This is a genomic window from Duganella hordei, from assembly GCF_040369125.1.
Classification (GTDB): Bacteria; Pseudomonadota; Gammaproteobacteria; order Burkholderiales; family Burkholderiaceae_D; genus Rugamonas; species Rugamonas hordei.
Map to the genome: position 1 here is coordinate 101,393 of NZ_BPWI01000005.1, position 19,764 is coordinate 121,156.

The following is a 19,764-nucleotide window of genomic DNA, read 5'->3' on the forward strand; positions in this document are numbered from 1 at the left end:
GTTCAAAAAAACTTGAAAATGGCGTAATTTTCCGTCATTATTGAACTGATCGGTTTAAAAAAACTTCGAACCGAACTCACCAAAAGAACAGGAAACATCATGAAACTCAGCGGCAACACTATCTTCATCACCGGCGGTACCTCGGGCATCGGCCGTGCATTGGCCGAAGCCTTGCACAAACTGGACAACCAGGTCATCATTTCCGGCCGCCGCAAGGCGCTGCTCGACGAAGTCACCGGCGCCAATCCCGGCATGCAGGCGATCGAGCTGGACATGGAAAACCCGGCCAGCATCAACGCCGTCAGCGCCAGGCTGATCGCCGACTTTCCGCGCCTGAACGTGCTGGTCAACAACGCCGGCGTCATGCACATCGATAACGCCGCCGGCGCCGTCGACGAATCCATGCTGCAGACCACGGTCGCCACCAATTTATTGGGACCGATCCGCCTGATCGCCGGCCTGGTCGAGCATCTCAAGCAACAGCCATCGGCCACCATCATCAACGTGTCGTCGGTGCTGGCCTTCGTGCCGATGGCCATGAGCGCGGTCTACTCTTCCACCAAGGCCGCGTTGCACTCGTACACCATGTCGCTGCGCTGGAACCTGAGCGACACCTCGGTCAAGGTGCTGGAACTGTCGCCGCCGTGGGTGCAGACCGACCTGTTGGACAGCAAGGAAGAACCGCGCGCGATGCCGCTGCAGGAATTCATCGCCGAAACCATCGCCGTGCTGGGCACCGACACCGATGAAGTGCTGGTCGAGCGGGCCCGGATGATGCGCGCCAACCCTGGTCCGAACGAATACGCGTTCGTGCACGAGTTCAACGACATCCTGTCGCAGCCGCCGCAATAACGCGGCGCTGGCGGCGCCGCTCCCCCCGGGCGGTGCCGCCTTCCCCAGGCCGGCCTTGACTTTATAGATGACCGGTCATATATTGTGGCGATGACTACGCCAAATCTCAGGGATACCCTCCTCGCTGCCGGCCTGACGGCATTCCACCACCATGGCTATAACGCCACCAGCGTCCTCGACATCGCGCGCATCGCCGGCGTGCCCAAGGGCTCGTTCTACTATTATTTCGACAGCAAGGAGGCGCTTGGCGCCGAAGTGGTCGAGCTGTACGGCTTCAGCGGCACGCGCCGGCTGGTGTTGGCCGACCCGGCCATTGCGCCCAAGGACCGCCTGCGGCGCTATTTCACCGACCTCAACGACATGTTCAGCGGCAAGGAGTTTGTCCACGGTTGCCTGCTGGGCAACCTGAGCGCCGAGTTGGGCGACAGCAGCCCGTTGATTCGCTCGCGCCTGGCCGCCGTGTACGAAGCCTGGACCGGCGACATCGCCGCGGCGATCCGCGCCGGTCAGGCCGACGGCAGCATCAAGTCGGCCTTCGCCGCCGACGACCTGGCCATCGCCATCCTCGACGCCTGGGAAGGCGCGGTCTTGCGCGCACGGGTCGCCAAGGACCGGCGCGCGCTGGACGTGTTCCTGGCCGTAGGCCTGGAGACGGCGCTGGCCTGACCTTAGCGCAGCGCCACCCGCGTGCCGCTGCGGTTCGATACTTCGATCTTGTCCATCAGATCGTGCATCACCAGCGCATCGGCGTAGTTCGGCGCCAGAAGGGTGCCATCCGCCACGTCGCGCGCATAGGCCGCATATAAATTGGCCAGTTCCAGCTGGCTGCCGCCCAACTCGCTTTTCGGCAGCCAGTTGTACAGCTCCGGCACCGGCAGCACCTTCATTGGCTGGTCGTCGCCCCGGGCTCCTTCGATGATGTTGAAAGCGTTGCCGAAGCTGGTGCTGTTCCAGATCTTCAGGTCGCCCTCCGAACCGGTCAGGTCCAGCTGCATGCCGTAGTTGTTGCGCTTGCCCGCCTCGATATGGGCCGACAGCACCGCGCCGTTGGCGAAGGTGCCGCTCAGCACGACCTGGTCGGCCAGCGTGTGCGGCAGCGTTTCACCGGTCTCGATCAGCGTCACTTCCTTGAACTGGTTCACCGTCAGTGCGTTGATGCTGTCCGGATGGCCCAGCATCGTGAAGATCGCGTCGAAGAAGTGGCCGCCATAGATCGACAGCAGGCTGGAGAAGTTTTCTTCCGGTACCGTGAAATACAGCGAGGCCTTGCGCAGCTTCTGGAAATACTCGACGCTGATGTGCAGGCGCACCGAGCGCAGCTCGCCGATGTAGCCGTCGCGCAGCAGGTCGCGCACATAGCGGTAGTCCGGGCCGAGACGGCGCTGCAGGCCGACGATGTGGCGCACGCCGGCTTGCTCGGCCAGCGCCAGCATCTGCCGCGACGACGCTGTCGTCGGCGTCAGCGGCCATTCGCTGTAGACGTCCTTGCCGGCGGCGATGGCGGCGCGTATCGCTTCCTCGTGGCTGGGCGCAGGATTGAGCACCAGCACCAGGTCGACCTCCGGATGCCGCACCAGCGCCTGCAGCGAATTGAGCGCGTGCCGGATGCCGTGGCGCGCGGCGACGGCGTCGGCCTTTTCCTGGCTACGGCTGAAGACCGCGGTGATCTCGTATTGTGGCAGCAGCTTCAGCGCGGGGATATGGCCATATTCGGCCCAGTTACCGACGCCGACAATGCCGACGCGGATTTTTTTCGATGTGTTCATGAGGTGTCCTTTAAATTGGTTGTTCAAGCAAGGTTAAGTGTGGAGGCGTTGCGTTGCAGGCGGCGGCCGTTGGCCAGCGTCAGCGCCAGCGCCGCGATCATGCTGGCCGCGCTGGCGTATCCGAGGTTGGCGACGCTGCTGAAGGTCAGCGTCAGCGAGCCGACGCCGGCGCCCAGCGAGAAGCCGAGGTACATGAAGGAGGCGTTCAGCGACAGCACGATGGGCGCCGATTTCACGCCGGCCACGCCGACCAGCGTGGTTTGCTGGGCGGGATAGAAGGCCCAGTGGGCGATGCCCCAGGCGATGACGGCCACCAGCACCGGCACCACCTCCCAGGCGCGCGGCACCAGGTGGGCGCTGCCGGACAGCAGCAGGAAGCTCAGGGCGGATGTGGCCAGCGCCGGCAGGATGACGGCGCGCGGGCCATGACGGTCGATCCCCTTGCCGCTGATGGCCAGGCCCAGCGCCGCCGAGGCGCCCCAGGCAAACAGGATGTAGCCGATCTGCGCGCCGAGCAGCGTGGTGGCGTTGCTGACGAACAGCGCCAGGTAGGTGTAGGTGGTGTAGCTGGCCATCGCCCACAGCGTGGTCACCAGCAGCGTCAGGAGGATGGCCGGCTGCGCGGCCGTGGCCACGCGTTCGCGCAGTGTGGCGGTGGACAGGCCGGCGCCTATGCCGGCCGGCAGGCCGAACACCAGGCCCGCCACAGCCAGCGCCGACAGCGCCGCCACGCCGCCGAAGGTGGCGCGCCAGCCCATGCCGTCGCCGATCATGGCCCCCAGCGGCACGCCGAACGCGATCGCCAGCGACAGGCCGCCGTTGACGATGGCGATGGCCGTGCCGCGCCGCTCCGGCGCGACGACCGCGCTGGCCAGCGCGTTGGCGCCGGGGACGTACAGGCCGGCGGCGAACGCCAGCAGCACACGCGCCATCATCAGCTGCCAGTAGTCTTGCGCCAGCCAGGCGGTGACATTCGCCAGCGCGAATGCGCCCATGGCCACGATCAGCAGTGCGCGGCGGCCGATATGGCCGGTCAGCGCGGTCAGGATCGGGGAACTGAGTGCGTAGGCCAGGGCGAACACCGTGACCAGCTGGCCGGCGGTGGCGATGCTCACGGCCAGGTCGGCGGCCATGCCGGGCAGCAGGCCGGCGATCATGAAGCTCTCGGTGCCGACCGCGAAGGTGCCCAACGCCAGCCAGTAAAGCGGCGCGTTGCTGCGGATGTGGTGGGACTGCTGTGTCATGAGGTGCTCCGGTTGATTGAGCTGTTAGCTCGATCAACCTAGTGTAGGAGCACAACGCCGGGGAATAAACAGGCTGGAGTTCCGAACATAGAGGAGGATTGCGTCCGCTATCGGCCGCTGCGGGTTGCTAGATGCGCATGTGCTGCACCACATAGTCGATGAAGACGCGCAGCTTGGGCGACGCATAGCGACTGGCCGGCCACAGCATCGAGAACGTCACGGTCTGGTCCATGTAGTCGTCCAGGATGGTGACCAGGCGGCCGTCCTTCAATTCATCGGCGATGATGAAGGTCGGCAGGAAGGCGATGCCTTCGCCCTGCAGCAGCGCATAGGTGACGGCCTCGATGGTGCTGCAGGTCAGATGCTCCTTCAGTTCGGGGTCCGGTTCGTCGGCCGCCAGGTTGAAGGGCCAGCGCTCGATGCGGCCGGTGGCGGGGAACTTGTGCAGCAGGCAGGCGTGCCGCGATAGCTCGCGCGGGTGCGCCGGTGTGCCGTGCTGCTTCAGATAGCCAGGCGTGGCCACCACCACCTGCTTGCACGAGCCTATGCGGCGCGAGGCCAGCCGCGAATCGTGCTGGGTGCCGGTGCGGATGACGGCGTCGAAGCCTTCCTCGATGATGTCGACCATGCGTTCGGACAGGTCGATGTCGAGCGCGATATCCGGATACTGCCGCATGAAGCCCGTCAGCGCCGGCATGATGAGGCCCGTCAGCTGCGGCGTGCTCACGCGCAGGCGCCCGCGCGGGGTGCCGGACAGCTCGGACAGCTCGCTCTCGGCCGCCTCCACCTCGCTCAATATGCGCCGGCAGCGTTCGAGGAACAGCATGCCCTCGTTGGTGAGCGTGATGCTGCGCGTGCTGCGGTGGAACAGGCGCACCGCCAGCCGCTCCTCCATGCGGGCGATGCTCTTGCCGACCGCCGACGACGACACGCCGAACTGGGTGGCGGCCTTGGTGAAGCTGCGCGTGTCGGCCACCGTCACAAACATCGAAATACCGCTCAGGCTATCCATATTTTCCCCGTGATTCCTTGTTTTTGAACCGATCAGTTCTCGATTATAGATGAATCTGTCCGATATCTTGGGAACCCAAAGCCATTTATCTTTCTCTCGCCGGCCCTTACATTGGCTACATCGGGCGCCGCCACGGCGATGCGCCTCTTATCCATTCCATATTAATCGAGAAAATCATGTCCAAGCTTATGTCTGAAGTAAAGGTCGGTCCTTACACCTTCTCCCACCGCGTGGTGCTGGCGCCGCTGACCCGCATGCGCGCCGAGGCCGGTGCCCGGCCCGGCCCGCTGATGGCCGAGTACTATGCGCAGCGCGCCTCCAAGGGCGGCTTCCTGATCGGCGAAGCGACCATCGCCGCCGAAAACGGCAACGGCTACCTGGGTGCGCCGGGCCTGTACGACGACAGCCAGATCGCCGGCTGGAAGCAGGTGACCGACGCCGTGCACGCCAAGGGCGGCAAGATCTTCCTGCAGTTGTACCACGCGGGGCGCCAGTCGAACAAGGACGTGCAGCCGGCCGGCAGCATTCCGGTCGGCCCGTCGGAAGTGCTGCACGGCGGCGTCGCCTACACCACCGAAGGCTGGGTGCCGAACACGCCGAACCGCGCACTGACGATCCCCGAGATCGAAGGCCTGGTCGAGAGCTTCCGCCTGGCCGCCATCCGCGGCCAGCAGGCCGGCTTTGACGGCGTCGAGATCCACGCCGCCAACGGCTACCTGTTCGACCAGTTCCTGCAGGATGGCAGCAACAAGCGCACCGACCTCTACGGCGGCTCGTTCGAGAACCGCGCGCGCTTCCTGCTCGACGCCACCAGGGCGGTGATCTCGGTCTGGGGCAGCGACAAGGTCGCGGTGCGCATCGGCCCAAGCGGCAACTGGGGCGACATGTCGGACACCAATCCTGAGGGCCTGTTCACCTACGTGGCGGTCCAGTTGGCGCAACTGAAGCTGGCCTACCTGCACCTGATCGAGCCTCGCATCGCCGGCAACATCGAAGACGAGACCAAAGACCAGGCGCCGCTGGCCGCGCAGCTGATCCGCAAGCATTACAAGGGCGTGATCATGGCCGCCGGCGGCTTCGACCAGCAATCGGCCGAAGCGCTCCTGGCGGCGGGCGACGCGGACCTGGTGGCTTTCGGCCGCCACTTCATCGCCAATCCTGACCTGCCGGAGCGCTTCCGCAACGGCTGGCCGCTGAACGAATACGACCGTCCGAGCTTCTTCGGCGGCAGCGAAGTCGGCTACACCGACTACCCGTTCTACAAGGCTGAAGCGCTGGCCGCGTAAGCACGGCATGTGCAGTCAAAGGCGCGGCCCGCAAGGTCCGCGCCTTTTTTGGTATGATCCTGCCCATGGGAAGAACTAAACTTTACGACCGCGACGCGCTCCTCGACGCAGCGATGCTGGTGTTCTGGCAGCGCGGCTACGCCGATACCAGCCTGCAGCAGCTCGAGCGCGCCACCGGCGTCAACAAGTCCGGGCTGTACGCGGAATTCAAGGACAAGGAAGACCTGTTCCTGTCGTCGCTGCGCTATTACGTGGCGCGGCGCGCGGGCGAGGGCCTGCTGACGGCCGAGCCGCCCGGATGGGGCAATGTCGAACGGCTGCTTCGTGCCGGGCCGGCCTGCAGCGCCGGCCGCAAGGGCTGCTTTGCGATCAACGCCATGCGCGAGGTCGAGTCGTTGCCGGCGGCGGCGGCCGACATCGTCGCCGCGTCGCAGGCGGCCATGCTGTCGCTGCTGGTCCGTAATATCGGCGCCGAGCAGACCCGCCTTCCGGCAAAACAGATCGCGGAAATCGTCCTGATTTTCTTCTCCGGCCTGTGCATCGAAATGAATCTCGGCCCGTCGCCGCAGACCGTCAGCCGCAAGGTGCGCAATTTCATGGCCATGCTGAAGATGATGTAGGCCTTGTCGGCATTGGCGCCGTTATTGTCCGGGATGTAAGGAACACCGGCCTCTTTATCCCGGCAGGGCCCATCCCTATCATTGGTTACAGCAGCAATTTGCTCGTACCCATATAGGAGAATCTGATGTCCAAGCTCTTTTCGCCGTTCCAGCTCGGCCCCTACGCCTTGCAGCACCGCGTGGTGCATGCGCCGACCACCCGCCTGCGCGCCAATCCGGACGACAGCCCCAGTGAACTGATGGTCGAGTACTATGCCCAGCGCGCCTCCGCCGGCGGCTTGATCATCACCGAATCGACCCACGTTTCCTACGACAGCCGCGGCTACCTCGGCGCGCCCGGCATCTATGAAGACAGCCATATCCCGGGCTGGAAGAAAATCGCCGATGCGGTGCACGCCAAGGGCGGCGTGCTGTTCATGCAGCTGGGCCACGACGGCCGCCAGTCGCATGTCGATCTGACCGGCGGTCCGCTGCCGATCGCGCCGTCGGTGGTGCCGTTCGAGACCGACGTGCTGACGCATAACGGCTGGGTGCCGGCCTCGCCGCACCGCGCCATCGACATCGATGAAATCCAGCTGGTGATCGAGTATTACCGCAAGGCGGCCGTGCGCGCCAAGGCGGCGGGCCTGGACGGCGTCGAGCTGCATTCGGCCAACGGCTACCTGGCCGACACCTTCCTGCAGGACGGCACCAACAAGCGCACCGACGCCTACGGCGGCAGCATCGCCAAGCGCGCCCGCTTCCTGCTCGAACTGGTCGAAGCGCTGGTTTCCGTGTGGGGACCGGGCCGCGTGGGCGTGCGGCTGTCGCCAAGCGGGCAGTGGGGATCGATCTCGGATTCGGATCCGGAGGCGACGTTCACCCACGCCGCCCAGCAGCTCAACAAATTCGGCCTGGCCTACCTGCACATCATCGAGCCGCGCGTGAAGGGCGTTGAAACGCTGGACGAGCATCAGCGGCCGGTGGCCTCCGAGTTCCTGCGCAAGGTGTTCACGGGGACCATCATCTCCGCCGGCGGCTTCAACGGCGAAGGGGCCGAAGCCATCGTGCGCAAGGGCGACGCCGATCTGGTGGCGTTCGGCCGCTTCTTCGCCTCCAATCCGGACCTGCCGTACCGCCTGCGGCACCGTCTGCCGCTCAACGACTACGACCGCGAGGCCTTCTGGGGCGGCACCCACGTTGGCTACACCGACTATCCCGCGTACCACGCGTCGGCGTTCGCCCGCGCCGCCTGAAGCGGCGCGCCGGCGCCATTGTGGTGATATTGTCATTTTGTAGACTAGAATGGCCGTTTTGATGGGAGAGCCCAATGCGTATGCCAGCCGTTCTGACATGGATAGTCGTCGCGCTGGCGTTCGCCGGCCCCGCCGCCGCCCTCAATCCCGTCGTCGCCCTTCGGGATTACCACCACACCGTCTGGACCACGAAGGATGGCGCGCCCTCCGACATCAGCGGCATGGCGCAGACGGCGGATGGCTGGCTGTGGCTGGTGGCGCACGGCGCCGTGTACCGGTTTGACGGCCTGCATTTCGAACGCTACAACCTGCCCAGGCAGAACGAGGTGGGACGCAGCCGCGTGCGTACCTTGATCGGAATGCCCGACGGCGACCTGTTGATCAGCTACGAGGTCGGCACCGTCGTCGCGCTGCTGCACCCGGACGGACGGCTCGACGACATCATCGGCAGCGCCGCCAGGTTGGGCGCGGTGGACACCATCGCCGTCGAACCGGGGCGCGGGCTGTGGCTGGGCACAAGCCAGGGCCTGGCGCTGGTCGCCGATGGAAAGTACCGGATTCTGGGCCGCGCCGACGGTTTGCCCGAGGGATGGGTGTGGAATGTGCTGCTGGACCAGCGCGGACAATTATGGGTCCAGCATATCGAGGGGATTTTTCTGCGCAGGAGCGGCAGCGCGCGCTTTGAAAGATATGGCGACGTCACGAAGCGCGGGAGCATGATCCAGTCCGCCGATGGCCGGGTATGGCTGGCGGGATGGAGCCGGGAGCAAGACCTGCTGCGCCTGCTGTCGCCGGCGGCGGGGCCGACTGGGTCGCGCGCCGCGGGGTTCAACGCGGCCATGTCGCGACTGGGCGGGCAATTCGACCGCGACGATAATTATTGGACCATGAATTGCGCCCAGCCTCCGTGCCGCCTGGCTGGCGCGGGCAAGAGCGGCGAACCATTGCCTCAGTGGCAGCCGGCGACGTCCGGGCCCGATATCCGGGGCAACGTGCTGGAAGATGCGCAGGGCAGCATCTGGATCGCCAGCCCGTCGGGCCTGGAACGCTATCGGGAAAACAAGCTGACGCCGTTCCGGCTCCCCGCGCGCAGCAATGAACTCAGTCTCGTGACCGACGACGCCGGCAGTGCCTGGGCCGCAGACGCCGGGTCGTTCATCGCCTGGCAGCTGTCACCCGCTGCGGCGCCGGTGCCCGACAGAACGCAGCCGTTCCGCATCGTCGCCAACGACCGCGATGGCGGCTTGCTGCTGGCGGGCCGGCGCGAGATCGTGCGCCGCTATCGAGGGCATGAGGAAAAGATACCGCTGCCGCCGCGCGCGGACGGCCAGGCCGGCGACCTGAACGTGCTGGGCCTGCAGGACGACGGCCGAGTGCTGTGGATGTATGCGCCGGAAGTGGGGCTGATGGGCTATCTCGACGGCCGTTGGCTGCCGCACACGCATTTCAAGATGCCAACCAATATCATGCTCACCACGCCCGCAGGCGGCGGACGGCTGTGGCTGGCCTGCGCGGACTTGACGGTGGTCCTGTACGACAACGGCACGTTCACCAGCTACGATGCACCGATGATAGGCATCGCCACCAGCCTGCACTACGGGCCGGAGATGATCGCCGCCGGCGAACGGGGCATGGCGGTGCTCAAAGGGCGGCAGTTTCGCCAGCTGACGGCGGCCGACGCCGACGTGCTGCGCAGCGTGTCCGGCCTGACTGCCAGCGCCGACGGCGACCGCTGGATCAACGGCGGCAAGGGCGTGGTGCACGTGCGTCGGGCCGACTGGGAGGCCAGCATCGGCAATCCGGACATCGCGCTGCGCTATGAGCTGATCGGCGAAACGGATGGCTACACCGGCGCGCCGGAACTGGACAACCGCCTGCATACCGCCGTCACCGATGCCCAGGGTACGCTGTGGTTCGTCACGACCGAAGGCATCGTCCATCTGGTTGCCGGCCACGCCGGCCGGCGGGCCGCGCCGCCAGGAGTGAGCCTGACCGGCCTGAACACGGCCGACGCCCGCTACCTGCCTGTCGCGGGACTGCGCCTGCCGGCCGGACTGCGCACGATGAACATCCAGTACGCCGCGCCCGGCGCCCTCAAGCCGGAAGGCGTGCGCTTCCAGTACCGCCTGGCCGGCGAGGACAGCGCCTGGCAGGACGCCGGCGACCGCCGCGCGGCCTATTACACCAACATGACGCCGGGCCGGCACCGCTTCGAGGTGCGCGCCGTCAATGACGACGGCGTCTGGAGCGCGGCGCCGGCTGCGCTGGACTTCGACATCGCGCCGACGCTGGTGCAGACCATCGGATTCCGTGCCGCTTGCGCGCTGGCCGTGCTGGCGGCCTTGTACCTGTTCTATCGCCGCCGCCTGCATGTGGCAACGGCGCGCATGGAGGAGCGCATGCAGGTGCGCCTGGCCGAGCGCGAGCGCATCGCGCGCACCTTGCACGACTCCTTCCTGCAAAGCGTGCAAGGGCTGGTGCTGACGCTGGACCAGGCGGTACATGCGCTGCCGTCCGACAGTGCCATGCACAAGACGCTGGCGCCGATATTGCATGGCGCGCGCGCCACCATCAACCAGGGCCGCGACCAGGTCTACGAGCTGCGCTCGGCGCAGATCGACGACGTCGAAAGCGCGCTGTATGAACTGACCAGGCTGATGGCCATCAAGTATCCCGGCGTCGTCTTCCGCCTGGTGGTCGATGGCGCACGGCAGCCGTTGCGCGCCAGGGTGGCCGACGAAGCCGTGGAGATCGCCGCCGAAGCGGTGCGCAACGCCTACCAGCACGCGGCCGCGGGGCAGGTGATGGCGCGCATCGGCTACGGCTCCGAGCAGTTCACGCTGTCCGTCAAGGACGACGGCGTGGGCATGACCGATACCGTCACGGGCGGCGCCGAAGCCGATCGGCACTGGGGGCTGCGCGGCATGCGCGAGCGGGCCGTACGCATCGGCGCGGCGCTCGACGTCGGCAGCCACGCCGGCCAGGGCACCACGGTGACGCTGATCCTGTCGGCGCGCCTGGCCTATGGCGTCGAGCGGCGTTCCTGGCTGCGCCGGCTGCTGCGACCCGCTCTGCCGAATTGAATAGAGCGGCCTCCCTCAAAAAATAACTGCGCGTCTTCGCGGGAAATGCTATCTTAATAAAAGATGTACGTCCGTATTTTTTATTGAGAGGCTGAGGGAATGGATAATGATCTGCTCGCATACGCGCTCGAGGCCCATGGCGGCCTGGAGCGCTGGAATGCCTATACCAGGTTGACGGCGCAGGTGTCGATCGACGGCGCGATCTGGTACCTGAAACAGCAAGTGGGGATGTTGACGGCCAAGGAGGTCGAGATCGACACCCGCAGCGAGTGGCTGTCGATCACGCCGTTCGCCGGCGAAGGGCAGCGCAGCGTGTTTGTGCCGCAACGACTGGCGCTCGAGACGCTGGCCGGTGGCGTGACCGAAACGCGCGACAATCCCGCCGCCGCCTTCGCCGGCCAGACGCTCGATACGCCGTGGGACAAGTTCCACGTCGCCTATTTCGCCAGCGAGGCCTTGTGGACCTACCTGACGTCGCCCTTCCTGTTCACCTATCACGGCTTCTTCTGCGAAGAGATCGAGCCGTGGCACGAGAACGGCGAAACCTGGCGCAGCCTGCAAGTCTCGTTCCCGCCGGAGATCGCCACGCACACGCGCACCCAGATCATCCGTTTCGGCGCGGACGGGCTGATGCGCCGCCACGACTACACGGTCGACATCCTCGGCGGCGCCACCGGCGCCAACTATGTCGGCGACTACCGCGAGGTGCAGGGCATCATGATGCCGACCAAGCGCCGCATCTACGCCTACGACGACGCCATGCGCAAGATCGCCGAACCGCTGCTGGTGTCGCTCGATTTCGGCGCCATCAGCCTGTCGTGAAGGCTCCCGCCATGACACAGGAACCGGCCGCTCCCGGCGTGGCCTGGATGGCGATCATCCGGCGGCCGACGCTGGACGACTTTGCCGCCGCCTTCACCGCCGACGTGGTGCTGGAAACCTCGGCCAGCGATGGCGCCGTGCGGGGGACGGCCGCCATCCGGCGTTTTTTCGACGCCACCCGCGCCATGTACGACGGCATCGCCTTCGTGCACGAGACCAGCGCCGCCAGCCGCACGGTGCTGGAGTGGGAGGGGGTCTTTCGCGGCGCGCCGATTGCCGGCGCCACCATCCTGGCGTACGACGGCGAGGGCCGCATCGCCGGCATTCGCCTGTATCAGCGGCCCTGCAGCCAGGTGGCGGCGTTTTCGTCGGAACTGGCGGCGCGTCTGCAAGGCCGGGCCGGCACCGGTATTTTCACTCGTTGAAGGAAATCACATCATGAACATGAAGACCAAAAAAACCGCGACGCTGGCCGCCGTGCTGCTGATGCTGCAGGCCGGCCTGGCCGGCGCCGCCGCGCCGGCGGGCAAGGGCGGTCCCGGCGGATTTTTCCGCACCCAGGTCGGCGGCCTCGAAGTGACCGCGCTGGCCGACGGCGTCGGCGCCCTGCCTGCGGCGCTGCTGCAGGGCGACCAGGCGCTGGTGGCGGCGCTGCTCAAGGACGAGGGCGTCGACCCGGTCGTCATGCCGGTGCCCGTGAACGCCTATCTGGTCAATACCGGCAGCAAGCTGATACTGGTAGACGCCGGCACTGGACTGAATTGGGGCCCGCCCAACCTGGGCCAGGTGATGGCGAACCTGCGCGCGGCCGGCTACACGCCGGCGCAGGTGGACCTGGTGCTGATCACCCATGTGCATGCCGACCATATCGGTGGCCTGGTCAGCAAGGACGGCAAGGCGCTGTATCCGAACGCCGTGGTGCGCATGGCGCAGGCCGACAGCGATTTCTGGCTGTCGGAGAAGATCGCCGCCGGCGCGCCGGCCGATGCCCGTCCGTTCTTCGACGTGGCCCGCAAGAGCGCCGCGCCGTACATCCAGGCCGGCCGCTGGAAGCCGTTCCGCGACGGCGAGCCGGTCGATGCGGCCGTCTCCGTGGTGCCGCTGCCGGGCCACACGCCGGGCCATGTGGGCTACCGCTTCGCTTCCGGTGGACAGCAGCTGCTGGTCTGGGGCGACGTGGTGCACGCCGAGCCGGTGCAGATGGCCCATCCGGACATCGCTTTCGGCTTCGATATCGATCCGCGCGCCGCCACGGCGTCGCGCGCCAGCCTGTTCGCCCGGCTGGCGGCCGACGGCACCTTGGTGGCCGGCGCCCACATGCCGTTCCCCGGCTTCGGACGCCTGCGGCCGGCCGGCGCGGCGTACCGCTGGGCGGCGTCGCCTTATGCCGCAACCGCCGCAACAACCGCAACCGCTCCCTGATGTTTTTTTTAACCCACGTAAAACCAAAGGAATTGTCATGAAACGAATCGCCTCCATGCTGTTGACGGCCACCGCCGTCGCCGCCGCAGTATCAGCCAACGCCGCCAACGCCCCCGCCGCCGCCATCAAGAACGTGGTGCTGGTGCACGGCTCCTTTGCGGACGGCTCCGGCTGGCGCGCGGTGGCCGACATCCTCGAAAAGGACGGCTACCATGTCGCCGTGGTCCAGCATCCTGAAACCTCGCTGGCCGACGACGTCACCGCCGTCAAGCGCGTGCTGGCCATGCAGGACGGCCCTGCGGTGCTGGTGGGCCACAGCTACGGCGGCGTCGTGATCACCGAGGCCGGCACCGATCCGAAAGTGGCCGCGCTGGTGTATGTGGCCGGCATGGCGCCGGACGAAGGCGAGGTGGCGGGCCAGCTGCTGCAGAAGATCCCGGCCGCGTCGACCGCCGTCACGCCCACCGCCGACGGTTACCTGTTCCTCGATCCGGCGCGCTTCCGCGCCGATTTCGCCGCCGACCTGCCGGCCGAACTGACCAGGTTCATGGCCCTGTCGCAGGTGATGACCAACGGCGCCGCCTTCGGTACCAAGATCACCAACCCGGCCTGGAAGACCAAGCCGACCTGGGCGATCGTCGCCACCGAGGACCGCGCCATCAATCCGGAGCTGGAGCGCTTCATGTACCAGCGCGCCGGCGCCAAGGTCACCGAAGTGAAGGCCAGTCATGCGGTCTACATCTCGCGTCCCAAGGAGGTGGCGGCGGTGATCGAGAAGGCCGCCGCCGGCGTCAAATGAGATACCGGCGCGCTTGCCTGTGGCTGGCGCTGACGATGATGGCGTCGCCCTGCCGCGCCATCAGCGAAGGGCCGTTCGCCGCTTACTTTCACACCGGCTGGACGCCCGGGGACGGCGCCCCCGCCGGCGTGCGCTGCATGGTGCAGGATGCGGCGGGCTGGCTGTGGGTGGGCGGCGCCAGCGGCTTGTACCGCTTCGACGGCAACCGCTTCGAACGTCTTGATGCCATCGGTGGCCGCACGCTGCGTAAAAGCCATATCTCGGCGCTGGGCTGGATCGACGGCGCGCTGTGGGTGGGCTACCAGTTCGGCGGCGTCGAGCGCTTCAAGGACGGCCAGGCGCTGTACTTCGGCAAGGACAGCGGGCTGCCGCAGGCCAACGTCCACCAGTTGATCCAACAGGCAGCCGGCGGCGCCGTCAGCGCCGCCACCTCGGCCGGTTTGTTCGACTGGGACGGGCAGCGCTGGACCCGCGCCTGGCCGCTGGGCGCCACCGGACCCGATCGGGTGCTGAACGCCTTTGTCGCGCCCGACCGCTCGCTGTGGATACAGGGCGGCAAAGGCGTCTGGCGGCGGCCGGCCGGCGGCGCGTTCGCGCCGGTCGACAGCGACGACCCCTGGACCTTTACCTTGTTCGCCGTACCTGGCGGCGGCTTCTGGGCGGCCGGCGCCAACGCCGGCTTCATGCAGTATGACGCCGTCGCCCGGCGCTTCCGGCGCGGCCCGCCGGCGCCCGCGAGCGAGCATGGCAACGCCTTGTACTTCCTGCGCGACGGTTCTGCGTGGATGGGCGGCAAGGGCGGCATCCAGTTGTTGGCCGACACCCGCAGCTTCGGCGCGGTCGCCGCGCTGAGCCGCGAGAACGGCTTGAGCGACGCCATTATTCAGACCTCCTACGAAGACCGCGACGGCAATTTGTGGCTGGGGACGACGGGCGGCGTCGACCGCATCCGCCGCCGCGCCACGCACGAGATCAGCCTGCCCAAGGAGGGCTATTACACGCCGTCCGTGGCCGCCGATGCGCACGGCGGGCTGTGGATCGGCACCCACGTCGGCCCGCAGTTGCGCGAATTGCGGGCCGACGGCGTCTGGATCGACCACCAGCTGAGCGAGGTCGATAACCTGCAGCGCGCGGCCGACGGTGCCATCTGGGCCGCGAGCCATGCCGTGGTCGCCCGCTATGCCGGCGGCGGCGAGCAGCGCTGGCCGGTGTCGGCGGAAATGGCCGGTCCGGTGCAGACCATGGCGCCGGACCGCGACGGCTCTTTGTGGCTGAGCGTGGTCGGCAAGCGTGAGCTGCTGCACCTGGGCGACGGCGCCTGGCAGCGCCGGCCGGACCGCATGGGCTACCCGGATACCGCCATCTACCTGTTCCTCGACGAGCGCCGGCGCCTGTGGCAGGCCTACACCGACAACCGGGTGGCGGTGGCCGACGGCGCGGCCATCACCCGCTATACGGACAAGGACGGCCTGAGGATCGGCAACGTGCTGGCCATCCTGGCGCGCGGCGCCCGGCTGTGGGTGGGCGGCGAGCGGGCCCTGATGTTCCTCCACAACGGCCGCTTCGTCGCGCTGCAACGGCGCGACGGCAGCGACTTCCTCGGCGTGTCGGGCATCGTCGAACGCGACAACGGCGACCTGTGGCTGCACGGCCTGGAGGGCATCAGCCGCATCGCCGCCGCCGATGTCCGGCGCGCACTGGGTGGCGGCGACGCGCGCGTCGATGTCGAGCGGCTGGACTACAAGGATGGTATCGTCGGCCAGGCGCCGCAGGTGCGGCCCATGCCCTCGCTGTTCGATGGCGGCGATGGCCGCATCTGGTATCACACCAACAGCAGCGTGGGCTGGATCGATGCCGGCCATCCGGCGCCTGGCCGAACGGCGCCGCCTGTGAGGTTGCTGGCCCTGGCGACCGACGCGCAAAGCTACGCGCCCGGGCCTGGCCTGCGCCTGCCGGCGGGCACCGGCAGCCTGCGCATCGATTACACCGCGCTGTCGCTGACGATGGCTGAACGGATCAATTTCCGCTATCGGCTGGAAGGCAGCGACGATGGCTGGATCGAGGCGGGAGGCCGGCGCAGCGCGTACTACACCAACCTGTCGCCGGGCGAGTATCGCTTCCAGGTGCAGGCGTTCGACGGCGCCGGCGTGCGCACCGCCGATGGCGCGGCCCAGCAATTCTCGATTGCGCCCACGGTCGCGCAGAGCCGCTGGTTCCGCGCGCTGTGTGCGGCGGCGGCCTTGCTGGCGACCTGGCTGCTGCACCGCTGGCGCTTGCGCCGGCAGGCGGCGCAATTGCGGGCGCGGCTCGATGAGCGGCTCGACGAACGGGGCCGCATCGCCCGCGAACTGCACGATACGTTGCTGCAGTCGGTGCAGGGCCTGGTGCTCAAGGTGCACGGCGTGGCGGTGCGCATGGCGCCGCAGGAGCCGATGCGCGGCATGCTCGACGCCGCGCTGGTGCAGGCCGAAGACACCATCATCGAAGGACGCAACCGGGTGCGCGATTTGCGCAGCCGCGAGGAAGGGCGCGAACTGGTATCGATGCTGGCCGCCGTCACGCAGGAACTGACCGGCGAAGATACTCCGCCATGCGACGTAGTCAGCGTCGGCGAGGCGTGCGCGCTGGCGCCAGGCATCGGCGGCGAGGTCTTCGCCATCGGCCGCGAGGCGATGCTGAACGCCTTCCGCCACGCCCATGCGGGCAAGGTCACGGTGGTGGTGGCCTACAGGCCGAGGCAGCTGCGACTGGTGGTGGCGGACGACGGCGTGGGCATGCCGCCGCTGGTGGTGGCCGAAGGCGGGCGTGCCGGACACTGGGGCTTTGCCGGCATGCGCGAGCGTGCGGCGGGCATCGGGGCCGAGCTGGCGCTGCGGGCACGCCAGGGGGGCGGCACCGAATGGGTGCTGACGTTGCCGGCCGCGCTGGCTTATGCGCAGCGGCCGCGGGGCGGCTGGCGCTGGCGGCGGTGCTGGTTGCGTCTCAGGCGGCGGTGAGCGCGCCGGCGCGCCGGGCACCTTGCTTGAGCAGATCGGGCCGGCCCAGCACCATGCCGAACAACACCTGCTCGAAGCGTTCCATCGGCACCATGCTGCGCTGGGTCTTGGCCAGCAGTGTGGCGCCCTGCAGTCCGCTGACGATGAACTCCGCCACCGGTCCGCTGTCCACGCTCTTGGCCAGCTCGCCGGCCTTGACGGCAGCCGTCAGGCACTGCGCCAGCGCGCGCCGCAGGTCGCCGACGATCTCCAGCAGCCGCAAACGTATCGCCTCGTGGTGGTCTATCGCTTCCCCCATCAGGTTGCCGAACAGGCAGCCGTTCTCCACGCCTTCCCGCACGGCGCGCTCGCGGTTCGCCTGCAGGTAGGCACGTAGACGGGCCAGCGGCGCCAGCGCGTCGTTGCGCAGCGTCTGTTCCAGCAGCTCGCGATGGCGGCCAAAATAAATGTCGAGGATCTCCAGTCCGAACGCCTCCTTGGAGGCGAAATGATTGGTGAACGAGCCTTGCGGCACCCCGGCCGCCTCGACGATGTCGCGCACGCTGGCGCCGCCAAAGCCTAGCCGGTGCACCGTGTGCAGGCCGGCGTCGAGGATGCGGTCGCGGTTGGAGATTTTATTTTTCATCGAAAAATAATACGGGCATACATAGTGCGCGTCAATCTGCCTTGTGCAAGAGTGTCCGTAATGGTGGTAATTATCGAATTTGGTTCCGTTTCAGCCGGAGAGTACGGTATATTGGGGTGGCTCCGCACAGCCCAGCAGCGGCAGCAGCAGTTGCTGGCATTGCCGCAGCGGCGTCGGCTCGCCGTGTGCGCGCGACAGCAGCATGGCGCCCTGCAGCGAGGCGACGGCGAACGCCGCCAGTTCATCGACTTCGCTGTGCGGCGCCAGCAGGCCGACGCCGCGCGCATTTGACAAGCAATATGCAAGCGACCGCTGGATTTGGAGTAGCATGTCAGCCAGCCGATTGCGCATCAGCTCGCTGATGCCTTCGCCCTCGGCGCACAGCCTGCCGAACAGGCAGCCATGGCGCGCGGCCTCGCCATCGAGTTCCTCCAGCAGGGCCGCGAAATAACGCCGCAGCCGCTGTGGCGCGGGCAGCGCGTCATTGCGCAGTGTGCCGCGCATCAGCCGGTAGTGTTCGGCGAAATGGCGTTCCAGGATCTCCAGCCCGAATGCTTCCTTGCTGGGAAAATGACTGGAAAAGCTGCTGGCCGGCAGGCCGGCCGCCGCAGTGACGGCGCGCAGGCCGCAGCGGGCATAGCCATGGACGTGAATCAGTTGGCTGCCGGCGGCCAGCAATTTGTCGCGGTTGGTGTTGGTATGCATGAACGATCAGAAAACAAGAACAGGGAGCTGGAAATGGGGCTGGATGAACTGGGCGACGGCGATGCCGGCGAAGCGACGCGGCCGATCACCGTCATGGCGGTGGACGATCACCCGCTGTTCCTGGAAGGGATTGCCAGCGTGCTGACGGCCGAACCGGGCATGCAGCTGGTGGCCCACGCCCGCAACGGGCACGAGGCGCTGCTGCGTTACCGCGACACGCGTCCCGACGTCACGCTGATGGATATCCAGATGCCGGACATGGACGGCATCGAGGCGACGGCGCTGATACTGAGCGAGTTTCCGCAGGCGCGCATCGTGGTGCTGACCACCTACGAGGGCGACGGCTTCGTGCTGCGGGCGATCCGCGCCGGCGCCTTCGGCTATGTGGTCAAGAGCAGTTTGCGGCGCGACCTGGTGGCGATGGTGCGCAGCGTCCATATGGGCCGCCGCAGCGTGGCGCTGACGGTGGCGATGGACCTGTGCGGGCTGGCGCCGGACGACCGCCTGACCGCGCGCGAGCTCGATGTGCTGCGGCTGGTGGCCGACGGCCAGTCCAACAAGCGGGTCGGCTTGACGCTGTCGATTTCCGAGGAAACCGTCAAGACCCACATGAAAAGCATCCTGCCCAAGCTGGGCGCCAACGACCGCGCGCACGCGGTGGCGCTGGCGATCGGACGCGGCATCCTGCCCGCGCCCGGCACCGGGGCCGGGCGCGACAGGCGCTGACTGCTCAAGCTTCAACGGGGATAAGGCGATGCGCATGACGGCTCCAGTGAAGCAGCCAGTGTAGGCAGCGCCGCCGCCGGGCGTATCCCCGGATGGTGTGAAAGCGCCTCACCCGGCCGGGGGAGTGCCGTGCGGCGCGGCCATGTGCAGGTGCTCGGCCGGCCGCACCGTGAGCGTGTACCACTTCTCCTTGCCGCCGGGGTCGCGATGGCAGCTGAACTCCGGCCGCAGCTCGCTGCTGTCGCACCAGCGCTGGAATGGCTGCCACACGCCGTGGTAGGGGTGGGTGGCGTCGCGGATATCGTAACCTTCCTTCCAGCGGTAGGTGTGCAGGATGGCGGCGATCTTGTCGTGCTGGCCGTTGCCGATGGCCAGCGGCAGCGGCGACAGGCCGGCCAGGATACAGCCGGCAAAACCGGTCGACGCCTGGTGGAAGAAGTCGCGCACCAGCTGCAGGTCTTGTTGCGCGCACGGCCCCTTGCCGCTGGCCTGGCGCTCCAGCTCCTTGACGCAGTCCGCCGTTTCGCACTGCTGTGCCCGCAGCAGGCGGCCCAATGATGGTGTGGTCATG

General features: G+C 67.3%; 18 protein-coding genes. 12 read left to right on the forward strand and 6 right to left on the reverse strand.

What is annotated here, in order from left to right; all coding sequences use genetic code 11:
• The first annotated feature begins 99 nt into the window (after positions 1–99).
• Both ABWW33_RS13570 and ABWW33_RS13575 read left to right on the forward strand, forming a co-directional pair.
• On the forward strand, positions 100–852 hold the full coding sequence (locus ABWW33_RS13570) for an SDR family oxidoreductase (protein WP_353402152.1): 753 nt from the start codon (positions 100–102) through the stop codon (positions 850–852).
• A 90-nt stretch (positions 853–942) separates the two neighbouring features.
• Positions 943–1,518 carry a TetR/AcrR family transcriptional regulator gene (locus tag ABWW33_RS13575; protein ID WP_176653737.1) on the forward strand — a complete coding sequence of 192 codons (576 nt, stop codon included), beginning with the start codon at positions 943–945 and terminating at the stop codon, positions 1,516–1,518.
• A gap of 2 nt (positions 1,519–1,520) precedes the next feature.
• On the opposite strand, the gene ABWW33_RS13580 is transcribed toward ABWW33_RS13575, so the two are convergent.
• The 3 genes from ABWW33_RS13580 to ABWW33_RS13590 form a co-directional block, all read right to left on the reverse strand.
• Positions 1,521–2,618, reverse strand: a complete 1,098-nt coding sequence (locus tag ABWW33_RS13580; RefSeq protein ID WP_353402154.1) for a Gfo/Idh/MocA family protein — start codon at positions 2,616–2,618, stop codon at positions 1,521–1,523.
• Positions 2,619–2,641: 23 nt separating this feature from the next.
• Positions 2,642–3,862 carry an MFS transporter gene (locus ABWW33_RS13585; RefSeq protein ID WP_353402156.1) on the reverse strand — a complete coding sequence of 407 codons (1,221 nt, stop codon included), beginning with the start codon at positions 3,860–3,862 and terminating at the stop codon, positions 2,642–2,644.
• 127 nt (positions 3,863–3,989) lie between these two features.
• On the reverse strand, positions 3,990–4,874 hold the full coding sequence (locus tag ABWW33_RS13590; protein WP_176653740.1) for a LysR family transcriptional regulator: 885 nt from the start codon (positions 4,872–4,874) through the stop codon (positions 3,990–3,992).
• A 176-nt stretch (positions 4,875–5,050) separates the two neighbouring features.
• Here ABWW33_RS13590 and ABWW33_RS13595 point away from each other — a divergent pair, with 176 nt between their 5' ends.
• The 9 genes from ABWW33_RS13595 (at position 5,051) to ABWW33_RS13635 (ending at position 17,137) form a co-directional block, all read left to right on the forward strand.
• Complete coding sequence (locus ABWW33_RS13595; protein ID WP_353402158.1) at positions 5,051–6,160, forward strand: alkene reductase; 1,110 nt, start codon at positions 5,051–5,053, stop codon at positions 6,158–6,160.
• A 65-nt stretch (positions 6,161–6,225) separates the two neighbouring features.
• Positions 6,226–6,780, forward strand: a complete 555-nt coding sequence (locus ABWW33_RS13600) for a TetR/AcrR family transcriptional regulator (protein ID WP_353402160.1) — start codon at positions 6,226–6,228, stop codon at positions 6,778–6,780.
• Positions 6,781–6,905: 125 nt separating this feature from the next.
• Positions 6,906–8,015, forward strand: a complete 1,110-nt coding sequence (locus ABWW33_RS13605) for an alkene reductase (protein ID WP_176653743.1) — start codon at positions 6,906–6,908, stop codon at positions 8,013–8,015.
• Positions 8,016–8,089: 74 nt separating this feature from the next.
• Positions 8,090–11,098, forward strand: coding sequence for a sensor histidine kinase (locus tag ABWW33_RS13610; protein ID WP_353402162.1), 3,009 nt, complete (start codon positions 8,090–8,092; stop codon positions 11,096–11,098).
• Positions 11,099–11,197: 99 nt separating this feature from the next.
• Entirely contained in the window at positions 11,198–11,920 is a 723-nt protein-coding gene (locus ABWW33_RS13615) for a hypothetical protein (protein WP_353402164.1), read from the forward strand.
• A gap of 11 nt (positions 11,921–11,931) precedes the next feature.
• Entirely contained in the window at positions 11,932–12,345 is a 414-nt protein-coding gene (locus ABWW33_RS13620) for a nuclear transport factor 2 family protein (protein ID WP_176653746.1), read from the forward strand.
• A 13-nt stretch (positions 12,346–12,358) separates the two neighbouring features.
• Positions 12,359–13,342 carry an MBL fold metallo-hydrolase gene (locus ABWW33_RS13625; protein WP_176653747.1) on the forward strand — a complete coding sequence of 328 codons (984 nt, stop codon included), beginning with the start codon at positions 12,359–12,361 and terminating at the stop codon, positions 13,340–13,342.
• 37 nt (positions 13,343–13,379) lie between these two features.
• Positions 13,380–14,141 carry an alpha/beta fold hydrolase gene (locus ABWW33_RS13630; protein WP_176653748.1) on the forward strand — a complete coding sequence of 254 codons (762 nt, stop codon included), beginning with the start codon at positions 13,380–13,382 and terminating at the stop codon, positions 14,139–14,141.
• On the forward strand, positions 14,138–17,137 hold the full coding sequence (locus tag ABWW33_RS13635) for a sensor histidine kinase (RefSeq protein ID WP_353402167.1): 3,000 nt from the start codon (positions 14,138–14,140) through the stop codon (positions 17,135–17,137). Before ABWW33_RS13630 ends, ABWW33_RS13635 begins: the two co-directional genes overlap by 4 nt.
• On the opposite strand, the gene ABWW33_RS13640 is transcribed toward ABWW33_RS13635, so the two are convergent.
• The gene (locus ABWW33_RS13640; protein WP_176653750.1) at positions 17,124–17,762 is read right to left on the reverse strand and encodes a TetR/AcrR family transcriptional regulator; all 639 of its coding nucleotides are present in this window, start codon (positions 17,760–17,762) and stop codon (positions 17,124–17,126) included. The two genes, ABWW33_RS13635 and ABWW33_RS13640, sit on opposite strands and share 14 nt — an antisense overlap.
• Positions 17,763–17,852: 90 nt before the next feature.
• Complete coding sequence (locus ABWW33_RS13645) at positions 17,853–18,467, reverse strand: TetR/AcrR family transcriptional regulator (RefSeq protein WP_353402169.1); 615 nt, start codon at positions 18,465–18,467, stop codon at positions 17,853–17,855.
• Between ABWW33_RS13645 and ABWW33_RS13650 the strand changes: the two genes are divergently transcribed.
• On the forward strand, positions 18,462–19,193 hold the full coding sequence (locus ABWW33_RS13650) for a response regulator transcription factor (RefSeq protein WP_353402170.1): 732 nt from the start codon (positions 18,462–18,464) through the stop codon (positions 19,191–19,193). The genes ABWW33_RS13645 and ABWW33_RS13650 overlap by 6 nt on opposite strands.
• 108 nt (positions 19,194–19,301) lie before the next feature.
• Here ABWW33_RS13650 and ABWW33_RS13655 read toward each other — a convergent pair whose 3' ends face one another.
• Entirely contained in the window at positions 19,302–19,763 is a 462-nt protein-coding gene (locus tag ABWW33_RS13655) for a hypothetical protein (protein ID WP_353402172.1), read from the reverse strand.
• Position 19,764: the final 1 nt, after the last annotated feature.